Annotated in this window: 15 protein-coding genes; 5 read left to right on the top strand and 10 right to left on the bottom strand. The window is 30.4% G+C overall.

Going from position 1 to position 15548, the window contains the following annotated elements:
• Nucleotides 1-51: 51 nt before the first annotated feature.
• Both FYJ33_RS07400 and FYJ33_RS07395 read right to left on the bottom strand, forming a co-directional pair.
• A complete protein-coding gene (locus FYJ33_RS07400; protein ID WP_154531105.1) occupies nt 52-1479 on the bottom strand; it encodes a glycosyltransferase family 39 protein in 1428 nt (475 codons plus the stop codon).
• Between the two features lie 230 nt (nt 1480-1709).
• Nucleotides 1710-2144 carry a hypothetical protein gene (locus tag FYJ33_RS07395; protein WP_154531104.1) on the bottom strand — a complete coding sequence of 145 codons (435 nt, stop codon included), beginning with the start codon at nt 2142-2144 and terminating at the stop codon, nt 1710-1712.
• A gap of 189 nt (nt 2145-2333) precedes the next feature.
• Between FYJ33_RS07395 and FYJ33_RS07390 the strand changes: the two genes are divergently transcribed.
• Nucleotides 2334-2660 (top strand): HesB-like protein, encoded by a 327-nt coding sequence (locus tag FYJ33_RS07390; RefSeq protein WP_154531103.1) that lies wholly within the window; start codon nt 2334-2336, stop codon nt 2658-2660.
• Nucleotides 2661-2932: 272 nt separating this feature from the next.
• On the opposite strand, the gene FYJ33_RS07385 is transcribed toward FYJ33_RS07390, so the two are convergent.
• Complete coding sequence (locus FYJ33_RS07385) at nt 2933-3718, bottom strand: GTP pyrophosphokinase (protein WP_154531152.1); 786 nt, start codon at nt 3716-3718, stop codon at nt 2933-2935.
• Nucleotides 3719-3929: 211 nt separating this feature from the next.
• Here FYJ33_RS07385 and FYJ33_RS07380 point away from each other — a divergent pair, with 211 nt between their 5' ends.
• Complete coding sequence (locus tag FYJ33_RS07380; protein ID WP_154531102.1) at nt 3930-4721, top strand: DUF2225 domain-containing protein; 792 nt, start codon at nt 3930-3932, stop codon at nt 4719-4721.
• Between the two features lie 30 nt (nt 4722-4751).
• The gene (locus FYJ33_RS07375) at nt 4752-5717 is read left to right on the top strand and encodes a methyl-accepting chemotaxis protein (RefSeq protein ID WP_154531101.1); all 966 of its coding nucleotides are present in this window, start codon (nt 4752-4754) and stop codon (nt 5715-5717) included.
• 45 nt (nt 5718-5762) lie between these two features.
• Here the strand turns inward: FYJ33_RS07375 and FYJ33_RS07370 are convergent, their stop codons facing one another.
• The 7 genes from FYJ33_RS07370 to FYJ33_RS07340 all read right to left on the bottom strand — a co-directional run bounded on the left by FYJ33_RS07370 (nt 5763) and on the right by FYJ33_RS07340 (nt 13806).
• Nucleotides 5763-6449 (bottom strand): metallophosphoesterase, encoded by a 687-nt coding sequence (locus FYJ33_RS07370; protein ID WP_154531100.1) that lies wholly within the window; start codon nt 6447-6449, stop codon nt 5763-5765.
• A gap of 26 nt (nt 6450-6475) precedes the next feature.
• Nucleotides 6476-6736, bottom strand: a complete 261-nt coding sequence (locus tag FYJ33_RS07365; protein WP_154531099.1) for an EscU/YscU/HrcU family type III secretion system export apparatus switch protein — start codon at nt 6734-6736, stop codon at nt 6476-6478.
• Between the two features lie 23 nt (nt 6737-6759).
• Entirely contained in the window at nt 6760-8703 is a 1944-nt protein-coding gene (locus FYJ33_RS07360) for a hypothetical protein (RefSeq protein WP_154531098.1), read from the bottom strand.
• Between the two features lie 155 nt (nt 8704-8858).
• A complete protein-coding gene (tyrS, locus tag FYJ33_RS07355) occupies nt 8859-10082 on the bottom strand; it encodes a tyrosine--tRNA ligase (protein ID WP_154531097.1) in 1224 nt (407 codons plus the stop codon).
• A gap of 41 nt (nt 10083-10123) precedes the next feature.
• Nucleotides 10124-11170: a sensor domain-containing diguanylate cyclase gene (locus FYJ33_RS07350; RefSeq protein ID WP_154531096.1), complete on the bottom strand. Its 1047-nt coding sequence runs from the start codon at nt 11168-11170 to the stop codon at nt 10124-10126.
• 109 nt (nt 11171-11279) lie between these two features.
• Nucleotides 11280-12404: a Ger(x)C family spore germination protein gene (locus tag FYJ33_RS07345; RefSeq protein ID WP_206046640.1), complete on the bottom strand. Its 1125-nt coding sequence runs from the start codon at nt 12402-12404 to the stop codon at nt 11280-11282.
• On the bottom strand, nt 12391-13806 hold the full coding sequence (locus FYJ33_RS07340) for a spore germination protein (protein ID WP_154531094.1): 1416 nt from the start codon (nt 13804-13806) through the stop codon (nt 12391-12393). Before FYJ33_RS07340 ends, FYJ33_RS07345 begins: the two co-directional genes overlap by 14 nt.
• A 107-nt stretch (nt 13807-13913) precedes the next feature.
• Between FYJ33_RS07340 and FYJ33_RS07335 the strand changes: the two genes are divergently transcribed.
• Together FYJ33_RS07335 and FYJ33_RS07330 are read left to right on the top strand one after the other, a co-directional pair.
• On the top strand, nt 13914-14990 hold the full coding sequence (locus FYJ33_RS07335) for a GerAB/ArcD/ProY family transporter (RefSeq protein WP_154531093.1): 1077 nt from the start codon (nt 13914-13916) through the stop codon (nt 14988-14990).
• Nucleotides 14991-15171: 181 nt separating this feature from the next.
• Complete coding sequence (locus FYJ33_RS07330) at nt 15172-15333, top strand: zinc-ribbon domain-containing protein (RefSeq protein ID WP_154531092.1); 162 nt, start codon at nt 15172-15174, stop codon at nt 15331-15333.
• The last annotated feature ends 215 nt before the right edge of the window (nt 15334-15548 follow it).

Below are 15548 nucleotides of genomic sequence, written 5' to 3'. Positions count from 1 at the left end.
GTGATTCAATCCCAGGCTTAACAGCTCTAAGTCCTAAACTTAAAGTAAATCTTACAATAATGGCTGCTTATTGTTTTTCATAAATGTGGCTGGCAGCAGAACAAACAGCCATGAAACAATAAATCCATATCTGGCCTGTGATTCAATAATTAAAAATAAAAGTCCATACCCACAGAAAATAATATACAGAAGATTAATAATCTTATTGCTTAAATATTCCCTGCTTCTAAACAAGCCAATAAGTGTCATTCCAAATATAACAAGATAGAATACTTGATTCCATACAGCGCCTTTATTAACCATATCTATAATCATATCGTCGTTCTTTGTATCAAGCTGTGCCCAATATGATCCGCCAAAATCGCCTTGAAACCACTGGCTGACAACTTTAGTAACTATAAACTTAGTAATTTCAAAAGGTGATGCTGATGTATATCTCTCAATAATAATCTCTTTACTTCTGCTTTTTAATTTTTCAGTATCGCCGAGATTATTCTCAATAAACTTTGCATCCTCTTCATTCCATTTACCTGCTGACTTCAAATTACTTCCTTTAAGAACAGAAGTTATAGCCGGCTCCTTACCGCTCCATATCTTTGTATCTGTAATGCCTGTATAAACAAGCACATTTCCTACAATTATCAGTGGAATAATAAATGAAGCTGTTACATAAACGATACATTTCGCTTTTTCTTTAACTTTTTTCCTGAAGTAAATCAAGATATAAAGAATATATGCGCATATTACAACCTGCGCTGCCATTCTGAATAAATGTCCAATAAGCAGCATTAATCCAGAAAGAATAAGATATTTATCATTCTTCTTATTATTCATAACTAATACAAAAATATATACACTGATTAAATAGAACAGTATTGCAATATTTTCAGTGCAATACACTGCTGTATAGATAATTGAAGCTGGAAATAAAGCTGCAATAAATACTGTTACCATGCTTTTCTTTTTATCTTTAAAGATTTCTTCTGCTATGAGATAAATCATATATATTGAAATAGTTGAAAATATAACATTAATAAGTTTTAAAACTATTAGTGACTGTGACCCAAACATTTTAATAACTGATGCTACATACATTACAAAAATAATAAGATGTGGAAATCTGGCAAAATAGCTTGTTCCAAAGAACATTGATTTGTTTCCCTGCAGAAAAAGCTGTGCACTATCATATATAGTCTTATAATCAGATGCAGGATAATTTTTGATACTGAAGCACCACATAATTCTTAATAAAAATCCTCCAGCAATTATAACTCCTAAAATGATTTTACAGTCTATTTTCTTTCTTAATGCATAAATAAATAACAATGTAAAGCATACATACACTGCAATAAGAGGTATATTAACTATAGAATTCTGAAAGAACATATACATGCCCAGCATTCCCACAACACCTACTGCAATGATTGAAAAAATCACCCTTAATGCATAATTAACAAACTTGCTGAATCCCTGATTCATATATTAACCGCCTCACTTATTCTTTATTTAAAAACCACAGACAATTATACCATACATATATCAAATTATTATTGGCAACACTATATAATTTAATAATATATTAAGGTATTATTAAGATTTATAAAGAAAAAGTGTTGTAAGTCATATTCCCCCTACTTACAACTATCTCTAATTCCTCTCTACATATATCTTGCAAAACCAGGATTACTAAAGAACAAATCCAGATAATCTTAATAAGGAAGATTATCATTTTCATAATTTCCCCTCTTAAATTCTCTTAAATACCTTCTTTGTAGCTTCTTTCGTTTATCTATATACTCTGCATAATTCTTCCCTTCTTCAATGCAGTTATCAAGTTCATCCATTATATCTCTAGAAGCCATCTTTGCAGATAAAATACTCCAGAATGTATTTTCATTATAATTATCTATGCATTCTTCAAGTGCACTTGAACTTCCAATTATTTTTTCTACTACATCCTCAAGATTCTTTGTGTTGCTAAGATCTAGTTCTACATCATCCTTATAGTATGATAATATATATTCAAGAACCTCAATTTTTTCTTTATTATTTATTTCTTCTTCTGAATTTTGTATAATTTGCGCCCCTAAAGCACATAAATATATTAGATTTTTAAATTGTTTTTTTGTAAAGTTGACCCTCATATTCAAACCTCCAAAACATAATATAAAGATATTTTATCACTTTTTACATTATTTTCCAATATACAATTAGTAATTATTATTGCACTTGCTCATAAACTGGTCTATAATCAAAAACATACATAAAGATATAGAATAGTTGCTAAATTATTTATTAACTATCATAAAATATAAAAAAGGTAGGTATTGAAAATGAAACTTATGAACATAAGCTTAGAAGCTTGTACCGAATTAAAAGATTTTCTTAAGGAAAATAATATAGAAGATTTTAACATCAGAATAAACCTTGCTGGATTTGGATGTAGCGGTCCTGCATTCAACATAACAGTTGATAAAGCAACAGATGCAGATTATACAGATATTGTGAACGGAATAACTTTTATAGCTGAAAAATCTTTAGCAGATGAATTCGGTGGATTTATCATACTATCTAGCGAAGAAAATGAAGGAAGAGGACTTTCTTTAAGACCTGTTATAGAACAGGAAGGTGGATGTGGTTCTTGTCATGGATGCCACTAATTAATGTAGAATTTAAAATGTATAATTTATAATTTAGGAAATTTCTCTTCGACTTCGCTCAGAGAAATCATGAGAAGCTCTGCAATAAGCAGAGCTTTTCTTTTATTGCAGAAAAAAAGCCTGACATAAAGTCAGGCATATTATCTCTTGATATTATCATAATCATTCTCAAAAAGTTTTAAAGAGAGATATGCTCTCTTTTAGGAATTCCCCTCAAAGGGAATTCAATCCTCAATTGATCACCGATTCATGATTATTGACTTTTTGATACACTAATTATACTTTGCTATGTCTTTCTTAATAGAATGTAGCAGGTTGTTGAACTCCCATACTTCTCCTTCTGTAATAAGGTTATTAAGCATTATCTGGTATCTTGATGCTTCAGCTACTTTTCCAAGTGAACTTAGTGTCAGGATATTATTCATTATTGTTGAAATCACATCAGATTTAACTTCAAAAAGTTTCTGTGCATCCTTAATTTCATCTTTAATTTCAAGCATACCTTCATCAAGTTTAAAAGCAGCATCTGCTGCACTTTTTAATTTATTCTTTATTTCAACAGGAATCTCCTGCTTGTATTTATAATTAAGTGAATGTTCTATAGTTGCCCAAAAATTCATAGCTAATGTTCTGATCTGGAACTCAGCCAGTATCTCTTTCTGACCTTCTGCCATATTAACAGGATATTTTATTATCATATGATAGCTTCTATAACCGCTTGGCTTTCCATTTGTAACATAATCTTTTTCGTAAAGAATCTTCATATCTGTTCTTTTTCTAAGAATCTCTACAACTGTATCTATATCATCCACAAACTGACACATTATTCTTATTCCAGCTATGTCTTCAAGTTCTTCGCCAAGTCTGTTAAGCGGAATTCCAAATTTATTTGCTTTTTCAAGCATACTTGAAACTTCTTTCACACGTCCTGTAACAAATTCTATAGGTGAATACTCGTTTCTTCTTCTATATTCTTTTCTAATACTCTTAAGTTTAACTTTAAGTTCTTCAACAGCCTGTTCATATGGAGTCAAAAAAGATTTCCATTCTATAACCATAATATCACCATACTTTTTAAAATTAAAAACACTATATCTGATTATAACAGAAAAAGTATTGTTTGAATACTTGCACATATTATAGAAAATATACTATTATAGAAAATATACTATTATAAAAATGTGCTCGAATAGAAAATAATGTCTTTAATAATTTTATAATAAAAAAAGAAATACTGTATAATTGCAGTAATAGGAGGAGTTTCATTAGATGAACAGTATTTTTTCAAATCTTAAGTCTTTAGGATTTGATAAAGTAGACGATTTAAAAATATATACAGAGAAAGATAAACCAAAAAGACATTTAAAAAATACAAATCCACCCAAAAAAGAGATTGATATAAATACTCTTCTTTATGATAAGAAGGTGCACTGTCCAGTGTGTTCTCATGATTTTACTGCACGTACAGTTAAAGTTTCTGCACCAAGAATCGAATCAAAAGATTCAGATTTTTTCATAAGATATTATGTTATAAATCCGTATTTTTATGATGTTTGGGTATGCCCTGTATGCGGATACTCAGCAATGAAGGTAGATTTTCCAAAGATACGTTCATTTCAGCTAGAGTTTATTAGAAACAAAATAAGCACTCAGTGGAAAGGCCGTAATTATCCAAGTCTCTATGACGAAGAAATTGCTATAGAAAGATATAAGCTTGCGTTACTAAACGCTATTGTACAGGAAGCAAGAGATAGCCAGAAGGCAATGATTTGCCTGAAACTTGCCTGGATGTACAGGATTCTAGATGATAATACAAATGAAAAAGAATTTTTAAAAAAAGCTCTTGAAGGATTCCTTCGTGCATATGAAGAAGAACCATGCCCTATTTATGGGCTTGATAGATATTCTTTAATGTATCTTATTGGAGAGTTATATAGGAGAACAGGAAGCTATGAAAATGGCTCAAGATGGCTAGGCAGTGTAGTGACAAGTTCAGTTGCCAGTCAAAAGATTAAAGATAAAGCTCGTGACATGAGGGAGTTATGTAAAAAAATGATGTAACAATTTATGATTACTTTAGGGGGTATTATTATGTCACTATTTTCAAGAAAAAATAAAAATAAAGAAGCTGTAAATGATGCAGCAGTTACAATTGATAAAGAAGTAGCTTTCAATACTGTTAATGTTGATGATATTAAATCATCTGTTGCAGAATTACATACAGTTTATGATTCATTAGCTGATTCTATAAATTCAAATAATAATGCCATATCATCTATGGCTGATTTATATGATAACTTTACAAGGAAAATTAACGATTCTGATAAAACATTAAAAACCTTTGACTCAGACATGGAATCATTAGCTATCAATATTACTAATGTTCATCAAAAAGTACTTGATACTGATAAAATTGCTGATAATGGAATTAACACAATCAAATCTCTTGATACTTCATTAAGCAATCTCCAGGAAGCTTTTACAGTTTCATCTTCAACAGTCAATGAACTAGTATCAAAACTAGAATCTGTAAACTCAATAACAGATTCTATAAGCCAAATAGCTTCACAGACACATTTACTTGCACTTAATGCAGATATAGAAGCTGCCAGAGCTGGAGAAGCAGGAAAAGGCTTCAGCGTAGTTGCAGGTGAAGTTAGAAAACTTGCTGAAAACTCTAAGCAGGCTGTACAGAGCATAACAAAAATACTTGAAGAGATAAAAGTTGACATATTAAATGCATCTAATGCAATGAACTCTGGTACTTCAGCTATTACTTCACAGCATGATGCTATAAATGAAACAAAAACTACTTTCGATGGAATCAAAGGTTCAATCCACAGTGCTGTTGATGAAATCAACCTTTGCATTAATGATTTAGTTAACTCAGACTCTGTAAGAAAGAGCTTAATATCTGAAATAGATAACTTCTCAAAAACTTTAAATAGTAATTCAGATGTTATATCTTCGGTAAAAAAAGCTGCTGCTACAAACAATGATAATATTGATGATTTAAACAATACAATCAATAATCTTGATTCAAAATTAAATAAATAACTAAAATGAAAAAACACAATCACTAAAGATTGTGTTTTTTCTAGGTTACATTATTTGAACAGGATCAAAATCAATATAATCACATGACGTCATTATATACTCTATGCCATCTTTTGTACCATTAAATACTTTACTAAGTCCAGGTCCATGTATATGGCCATATACAACTTTTTCCACATTGTATTTTTTTAAAATCTTAATAAAACCTGATTCGTCAAACTTATCATTCATCGGTGGATAATGAATCATACATATAAATTTATTATATCCTGCATCTTTAGCAGTTTTAAGTGATAACTCAAGTCTTATCTGTTCTCTTTTATATATCTTTTCATCCTGTTCAGAAAACCCCTTAGTTCCTTCACATATCCATCCACGCGTTCCACAGATTGCATAATCTCCATATGTGAAATAGTTATTCTGTATAAAATTAGTATTCTCATACATTTTATTTAACTTTGATATACTGGTCCACCAATAATCATGATTTCCTTTACTTATAATCTTACGTCCCGGAAGAGAATCTATCCAATCTAAATCAACCCTGCTTTCATCCTGTTTCATAGACCATGATATATCTCCTGCAATAAGTACAGTATCATCATCTGTAATCTTAGCTAACCAATTGTTCTTTATCTTATCATCATGCTTAAACCAATGCTCTCCAAAAATCCCCATTGGTTTGTCGCTATTAAAAGCAAGATGAAGATCTGATATTGCATATAATGCCATATTTCACTTCGCCTTTCCTATAATTATTATTTGTTCAGATTATCAATATCAGTAACATAGGCTATAATATATGCTACTGCTTCATATACATCTGTAGGTATATTATCTCCTACATCCACATTACATAATAAATCTGTCAATTCTTTATTATACACTATTGGAACATCATTTTCCTGTGCTTTTTCAATTATTCTTTCAGCAACTTTTCCCATCCCAGCTGCAGTAACTACAGGAGCCTCAAAATTCTGCTCATATTTTAATGCCGCAGCTTTTTTTCTTTGATTCATTTTTTTCCCCCTTTTCAGTACTATTAAACCATTCTGTCAAGAGCTTGAATTTTACCATTCTCATTAAAAAATTTATCACAGTTAATAAGTGTAACTTCTTCTTCCTTCTTAGTTACTACTATATTTGAAGTATATCCCAAATCAAAAAGCTTATCCATTAATTTGTGCCTTCCTGCATATAAAACTTTTACTGCATTTTTGTCACTTTTAAACTCTATATCTATATTCTTGTTTTTTACCTTAACATAACTGTCTATAGTACCCAGCGATACTGTCTTCACAGTAACAACAAATTTTAAATTTGTAGAATCAAGCTGTTTACCATGCTTTCTGTCATCTTTAATAATAAGCTTACATGGGTACTCCTGTTCCCTCATCTTGAGTGGAATATCCATATAGTAATATTCATTACTTATCGAATTAAACACTTTAAATTCTGATATTGAATTTTTCACTATATCTAGAACCCTTTTGCTGACAACATCATTCTCAATACCAGCCTTCTTTATAATATCCTTTATAATATCCTTTATCTCATTTGTTCTTACTTTTATTGCATCCTTAACAAGCTTCTTAGTATCATTAAAATTATTATTAATATGTGGTTTAGTATCTGCTTCCATACCGTCATTATCAGGTCTAATTATACCTTTAGATACATCATCCATTACATTTTCTTTTGTAAATACATCTGTATTCGTATCAATATACTTTTCATTCATTAAAAACTTTATTGAATTCTTAATATTCTTATACTGCTCATCAGAGACTTCAATCTTCACTCCAAATATGTCACTAATTGATTTACTAACAGCATTCTTACTTATATCTTCAATACTATTCTTCTCTACTGCAGCATTCTTTGTAAACTCTAGTAATATGTCATCTTCAGATATATTATTAAGAATTTTTTCTACAAACTCACTACTCATTTTTTGACCATTCTCAAGATTATAATTTTCAAGAGTATTACTTAAAACATATTTCAATACATCATTACTTTTACCTGTCATAGCCTTCAGCAGATTCAATACACTTACTTGGGTACTTTTATTAGAATTATACATCTGAGAAATAAGAGATTTTGCTATGTTGAAATTTTCCTTTTTAGTAACACCCTGAGTTGTACTTTTGTTAGTATCATCTATACTTGTTTTTCTACTTTCTACATCCTTATTAATATCATCTACAAAAGAATTCTTTGGGTTAACTTCTGGATTATTGAACATATTAGTACTGCTTATATTCTCCTCTGAAAGCACACTATCAATTTGCACTTTCATATCCTTTATTAAATTATATAACCTATTATCAGCACCTAACATTTCTTTAAATGCTTTTATGTTTTCTGTATTTAAGTCTATATTACACTTCATGAATAAAAGCACGTCATCATCTGACATTGTCTTAAACTGTGAAAAAAATTTAGATAATACCTTTTTTATATCTCCAGCTTCTTCAGAATTGACATCAATTCCTCTTGACTCAATGAACTTATTAATAAAATCTGCTTCCTGTCTGCCATCTGTATTTAAATCAGCTTTAAAATTTAATAGACTTTTAGCCTTTAAAATATTATCTTTAAAAATATCCATCTTATTTCCAATCATCTTCTTGATAATCTCAAGATCATCATCAGAAAATCCTTCGCTAGCCGCAAAATTTCTCAGTGCATCATCAGAAGCTTCGTTATCAGTTCTTCTGCCTACAAGCTTGATTTTTAATTTTCCGCCTTCAAATCCTTTGACCTCAAACTTTGCAACACCTTCAGGAAGTTCTGAAAAATTTTTATCTATTGAAGCTTCAAATTGCCATCCATCAGGAAGTCTTACTTGAACTATATTAGTCTTAGTATCAGCAGAAACTATCCTACCAGAAAACCTTTCACCAACATCAAAGCTAAGCTGAGTAGATGTATTATTATTCTTTACTTCATAATTTTTATTGATATTTACAATTGACGGCATAACTCACTACCTCTTCATTAAATTCATATACGAATAATATCTTTTTCATTAATTATCGTATTTTCTAATTTTTCCTTTAACAAATTAAGGGTTATTACTTTCTATATCTATCTGTACAAAAGTAATACCCCTTATTTATAAATATTTTTTATAAATTATTTATTCAATACTAACTTATTGTAGTTTTTCTTTCCTCTTTTAACTAACGCTGACCCATCTTCAAAATCTGCTTCTACAAGTTCACGTTTGAAATCAGTAACCTTGTTTCCATTCAATGATAATCCACCTTGCATAATTAATCTCTTAGCTTCAGCCTTTGATGCCATTATCTTTGTTTCAGCTAAAACATCAGCTATGCTCTTATTAAGCATATCAGCAGTTATTTCTGTTGTAGGTACATTACTCATATCAGCACCACCTGCAAATAGTGCTTCTGCAGCCTTTTTAGCCTTTTCTGCTTCTTCTTCACCATGTACAAGTTTTGTTACCTCATAAGCAAGAACTGCTTTTGCCTCGTTTATCTTAGCTCCTTCTAAGCTGCCAAGTCTTCTGACTTCATCCATTGGAAGGAATGTAAGAAGCGCAAGACATTTCTCAACGTCTGCATCGTCAACGTTTCTCCAATATTGGTAAAATTCAAATGGTGATGTCTTATTAGGATCAAGCCATAATGCTCCTCCAACAGTTTTACCCATTTTCTGGCCTTGGCTGTTTGTTAATAATGTACAAGTCATAGCCATTGCTTGTCCTTGAGCTTTTCTTCTAACAAGTTCAACTCCAGCAATCATGTTTGACCACTGATCATCACCGCCAAGTTCCATTTTACAGCCATACTCCTGATTTAAATGATAGAAATCATATCCCTGCATAAGCATATAGTTGAATTCAAGGAAGCTTAATCCTTTTTCAAGTCTCTTTTTAAAGCATTCAGCTGTAAGCATTTTATTTACTGAGAAATGTGTTCCAACATCTCTTAAGAAATCTATGTAATTAAGGTTTAGAAGCCAGTCAGCATTATTTACAAGAAGAGCCTTGCCATCTGAAAAGTCTATGAATCTTTCCATCTGCTTCTTGATACATGATACATTATGATCAATCTGTTCTCTTGTAAGCATTTTTCTCATATCAGTTTTACCACTTGGGTCTCCAACCATAGCAGTTCCGCCACCTACTAAAGCTATTGGTCTATGTCCTGCTTTCTGCATATGTGCCATAAACATCATAGCTATAAAATGTCCTACATGAAGAGAATCAGCTGTAGGATCAAAACCTATATAAAAAGTAACCTTTTCCTTTCCTAATAGTTCCCTAGTCTCTTGTTCATGTGTGAATTGTTTAATATATCCACGTTCTAATAACTCATCTAAAACATTTTCCATGTATTCTTCCTCCAAACTCCTCTATCTCATTAAATATAATTTTACTGTTTCATGGAGCTTACTACAATATTTTTTCTTATTTCTTTTGCTCTATAAAGCATTTTATCAGAAACAGCAATAACATCATCAAGCTTATCTCCATTATCAGGATAAAAACTAATTCCAATACTAGCTGTAATCCCATGTATATTCATATAATCATTGACAATATCCTGTCTCATCTTCTCCATACGATTATATACCAATTCTGCATCATGTGCATCATTAATGTACATAATAATTTCTTCGCCACCATATCTTGCAAGCACATCTCCCCTATTAAGATGCTCCTTTATTTTATCAGCAAAGAAAATTAGCACATTATCACCAAATTGATGTCCATATGTATCATTTACTTTCTTAAAATTATCTATGTCAAGCATTACTATCGCAAACCTTTTACTCTTATCCATCCTAATTTTTCTTTCAACTTCATTATAAAAGAATCTTCTATTATATATAGTAAGAAGTGGATCTTCTATCGCAAGTTCTTCAACTTTCTTATATAAATTATAATTTTCAAAAGCTATTGCAACCTGAGTAGTAATAGATCTCAATAGTTTCATATGTTCATCTGTAAAGAAATTAATATGCGTATGCTCAGCTACTATATAACCTATCATCTTACCCCTAATTATAATAGGCGCACCTATAGCTGAATGTATTTCTTCCTTGCTTTCAACATCATTCAAGTTAGTCGCACTATTTAATCTAAACTCCTGATTATTTTGAAAATACTTAACATACTTGCTTTGCTTAAGACTTCTTATATTGGCAACACTATTATTATAATTTTCAACAAGGTAGATTGCAGAATAGGCTGACCCCAATATACCAACAATTAAATCATTTATTTTTAGAATAAAATCCTCATTTGATATACTCGAATTAATATATTTCCCTATTTCCACTATATTACTGATACTATTTAGCTTGTTTTCCATGTTAATGTTTTTTTTGCTAAGTTCTTGTATTTTCATTTCTGCATTAGACTGATATCTATTATAATCAGCTAATAAGTTTTCATACAACAGCTTATAATCTTCCATAACATAACTCCCTATATCCCTAATTGTTTATTTATAAATACTCGTACATACTAAATTATAACACTATTATATTTTTATTAACAATAATAACTTACATGTCTAATAGGTTTCAATAAGATTTTTCAATTGTTCCACTTCCTATTATTTTCATTTTCAAATTAACTTTAAGCTTTGTATTGACTATTGGATTAACACTAGTATTTTTTTCTTTAAAATTACTTCTTATATTTTTATTTATGTTAAATATATCTATCTTTTTCTTTTTATATTTATTATAAGTTCTCTCAATTCCTGTACTCAGTTCCTCTTCGCAATTTTTTTCAATCTGCTTAAGCACTTCATCATCTATAGCTAACTTACCCTCCACTTCTCCTATATTGCATTTAATCCACATATTCTTTTCAAGAGTAATTCCGTCATTATAATTAATATTACTATCAGTCTTTGATTCTATTATCTGAAGTGTTATCTTATGCTCCTTATTTAGAGGATGATTTACTTGAATCACTCCTGTATTAATGTCATCATTTAACGCCTTATAGCTTATTGTATCCATTTCATCAAGTATATCAATAAGTGCATCTCTTCTAAAAACTCCTGCTTTATTTAATAAAAGTCTTGGAGTATCTCCATCCTGCTTAATAGAGAGTGCTCCCATAACAGTTGAATCGTAATCCATATATCTTTCACTCAAATACTGATTTATTGTAGTAGCTACTGCTGATGGACTATACTTAGTTTTATTAACAAGTTCATTAACATATGTTCCTATGTTCTCCTCATCACCATTTACTTTTTTTATAAGGTCATTTACGTCTCCTAAAAAGACTAAAACATATGGTCTTATTGTAAACTGCTGTTCTCTATTTAAGGCATCTATATACTGTTGAATTCCTTTCCTAGCTAATTTTTCTGAGAATATATATGATCTGCATTGTGAAAAGTTTACCTCATAGCTTGTGGCTGAATTTATGTCCTTAGCAGCCTGAAGCACAGAAGATCCAACGCCCTTATATATTTCCCTCTTTCCTTTTTCAGAGCTATCCCCTGAGCTTCTGAAAGGTACCATACACTCATAATAAAGAATAATATCATTGTTTTCATTAGTATCACATATAACAGTTGTTGCAAAAATGACTTTATTAATATCCCTATAATTAAAACATCCTGTTAAGCTGCAACTCAACATAATAATCACGGCTATTAATAAAATAAACTTTTTACTTCTTCTCATCTTTAACCTTCCCCTTTGCATCAATTATTATTTGAGATATCCTATCAAGCCTTCCTCTTAATACAACATCCTTAAATTTATATTTTTCCATAGTTCCAATAGGATAAAGATAACTGTATCCAACTGTTTCTAGTGATGCTATATGCGCAATAAATGCTGCCTGTGCAAGAAAGAATCCCGGGAATCCAAGTACAGTTGCACAAATTACTATAAACATTGACCATATTGAAATAGCTCCATATATCTTAGGTATTATAAAATAACATAATGTACTTATAGCTATAATAAATATCGTAATTGTTGATGCAATACCTGCTTTAACTGCAGTATCACCAAGAATAAGCGCTGACACTATACTCATAGCTGTCCCTATTGGCTTCGGAAGCCTAAGTCCAGCTTCCTTTATGAGTTGAAAAAACAGCATGACAACTATAACCTCAATAAATGTAGGAAATGGCACTCCTGCTCTTGATACAGCCAGCCTGAAAACAAATAAGGACGGTACTATTGAAAAATGATATGTAACTGTAGCCACATATAGTCCAGGCAAAAATATGGCAAGAAAAAAAGCAGCCCATCTTAATATTCTGCTAAAATTCGCAAATCTTCTATTAAGATAATAATCATCAGGAGCCTGAAAATTCTCAAGGAAGAAATAAGGCACAGTTATTACTGATGGAGTTCCATCAACAACTATTGCAATTCTGCCTTCCATAAGCTTTGCTATAACTTCATCAGGTTTCTCTGTATATCCAACAGTATCAAAAAGGCTATTATTATTTCTGATCTTTGTTTCAATATAATTAGAATCAAGAATAAACCTGTAATCCATATTATTAAGCTTTGTTCGTATTTCTGATACAAGACTTTCTGGTGCAGTATCTTTTATATAACACATACATACACTTGTCTGGGACTTGCTTCCTACCTTAGCCACTTCTATTTTAAAATTAGCATTCTTCGCTTTTCTCCTTAAAAGTGCAAGATTATCTACAAATGTCTCAGTAAATCCTTCCCTAGGCCCCTTAAGTACAGATTCTGTATCTGGAGTCCCAACCCCTCTCTTAACAAATCCCTTTGCTTCACAGAATATTACTTCTTCTACATTTTCTATAAATATTACAACATCCCCAGAAAGCACATGATATATTGAATCATTAATATCTTTGCTATATCCTACATTATTAATTGTCAAAGCCTTTTCTATAATATCCTCAGGTGTACGTATATCTTCTCTTGTACTTGATAGAGGTTCTATAATATATTCACTCATAATAGATGTAGAACATAGTTCATCAGTAAAGACAACTGTTGCTTTTCCTATTTTAGTTGCAACATCACGATATTTAACATCAAAGCAATCTTTAAGTTCTTCTTTTATAGTTTTTAAATTATTCTCCATATTTCATCACCTTAACATAATATTTTCTCCTATATGGTTTAATATTCTTATTTTTGATAATAATATACTCATGACATAAATATAAATTTTTACGGGTGGTGAAATTAATGTACAAAGCTACATCTATGACAATACAGCATCTAGCTTTTTTTATAATAGGATTCTGCTCTATTTCATTTCTAATATATCCATCATTATTAGTGAAATATAATCCTGGAAGCAGCTGGGCTGTAAGTATAATATGTGTTGTGATTTTTATATGCTCTTTTCTATATATAGGAATGAGCTTTATTAATGCAGGTAATATGTCATTTAAAGACTTTATATATAAAAGTCTCGGAAAACTTTTAGGCACCATATATTTATCATTCTTTTTTACAATGCTTGTTTTAACATTATGCGGAGGATGTGCAGTATGTGCTAATGCTATAAGTACAAGTGTATTTGTCAAAACTCCTACATGGTTTATACTACTTCTGTTTATTGCATTTGGATTTTATGTCACAACAGTTAAAAGTGGAAACTTAAACGTATTTACGATTGTTCTTTCCGCAATGATTCTTTTTGCATATATTGTATTAATGATTCTTCTGCAGAAGTATAGAAAGATTACATATATTGACTCAGTTACACTTTCTACGATCTTCAAAAATGGTTTTTTCAAATCATTCTGTCTTCAGCTTGGAGCATTAAGCTCCTTTGGAGTAATTCTTCCTTTTTTCTGCAAAGTTAAAAAGGAAAAAAATATAGCAAGAAGATTATTTTTTCCAACAGTTATCATTGGAATAATGTTTATGCTTTCTATAATTGGTGGAATTTCTATATTCGGAACAAAAAGATTTGCAAATATTTATTATCCATTATTTATAGAGTCGCAGATAGTCTATTACGAAGGTATCGTAGAAAATGCAGATGAAATAGTGCTAATGATAATAACACTAGGTTATATACTTAAATATTCAATAACAGTGTCATCAATTAACACAATAATGCCTAAGAATATCGCAATGAATAAAGGACTTATTATACTGTTAACTATTCTGATTTATTTTATTTCAATTTTCTTAAGTAACAATACAACATTGCTTTTTCAGTACCTTGAAATATATCAGTATTTTGCCCTTATTCTTTTTTTAATTGTTCCAATAGTATCCTGTACCATAATGAATTTATTCAGGAAATAAAACATTTACATTGGCAAAACTATTGATATTTTCTTTTCGACTGTGCTATAATGAACATGAAGAAATTTTTATTTAGGTAATTTACTACGGAATCATTTCCCTTCCTTTAAAATCTATTTTCGGAATGAGAAAGTTTTCTTTTTGTAAATTAAGCCTAGGATTTTAAAGGAGGTCAATTATAATGGAAGATAAGACTATCGTATGTAAAGACTGCGGAAAGGAATTCGTTTTTTCTGTTGGAGAACAAGAATTCTTTAAAGAAAAAGGCTTTGAAAATGATCCAGTTAGATGCCCAGAATGCAGAAAAGCTAGAAAGGCTCAAAAATTCAACAGAGAAAGATAATTATTCTTTGTAAATTTCAGTCTCTACTATTTAATAGTAGAGGCTTTTTAATGTCTAGGAAATTGCATTGAAAAATATTGTTTTTTATACCATAAAGTCTTGAAGATAAAGGATTTACACGTTTGTGTAAAAGAATGGTAGAATGCAATTTCATCCTTTACTCATCAACGGGTGAAAGACATATGAAGAAACGACTTGGAGCGTGTTAGGGCGGA

Source organism: Inconstantimicrobium porci (assembly GCF_009696465.1).
GTDB lineage: Bacteria > Bacillota > Clostridia > Clostridiales > Clostridiaceae > Inconstantimicrobium > Inconstantimicrobium porci.
This window is presented reverse-complemented; position numbering and strand designations above follow the sequence as displayed.